1 pseudogene is annotated in these 565 nt (G+C 35.8%); it reads right to left on the bottom strand.

Annotated elements, in window-relative coordinates:
* Nucleotides 1–481: pseudogene (locus CJF42_RS26330) on the bottom strand (acetate kinase); the annotation flags it as partial.
* Nucleotides 482–565: the final 84 nt, after the last annotated feature.

The raw sequence follows: 565 nt of genomic DNA, 5'->3' as shown, positions 1-565 counted from the left end.
GTTATTTTTAATGCGATTGCCCTGATAGTTTGATGGAATGCGGTATCAAAAACAGCAATTTGTGGTAATAAACCAAAAGCTTTTGTTGCTGCGCCTATTCCAATTAAATTAGCCGGATTATGCAAAGGCGCTAGAGCAGATACTTTGGTGATAGCTGAAATTACTTTATCTGTGATGATAACTGAACCAGTAAACTGTTCGCCGCCATGAACAACACGATGACCTACGGCGATAAGTGCTCTGATAATTGGTTATCATATATAAGTTGCACTAAAATGGATATTGCTTGAGTATGTTGTGCATTTGGAATTAAAGAAACGTTATGCTTATTGCCATTTAATATATATTTTAAGCTTGCATTTTCAAGGCCTAAGCATTCAGCTATCCCTGATAGAGTTTCATTACCAGATTGCGCATCTATGGTTGCAAATTTTAGGCTAGAGCTACCGCAATTTAAAACAAGTACATACTGCTGTGGCATGATTTTTCCTGATATGAGAGTGGTTTTATATAAAAACCATAAGTAACAAAATAAATTAACACTACAGCACATCTCGGTGAATAA

Origin of the sequence: Pseudoalteromonas sp. NBT06-2 (genome assembly GCF_002276045.1) — a bacterium.
GTDB lineage: Bacteria > Pseudomonadota > Gammaproteobacteria > Enterobacterales > Alteromonadaceae > Pseudoalteromonas.
This window is presented reverse-complemented; position numbering and strand designations above follow the sequence as displayed.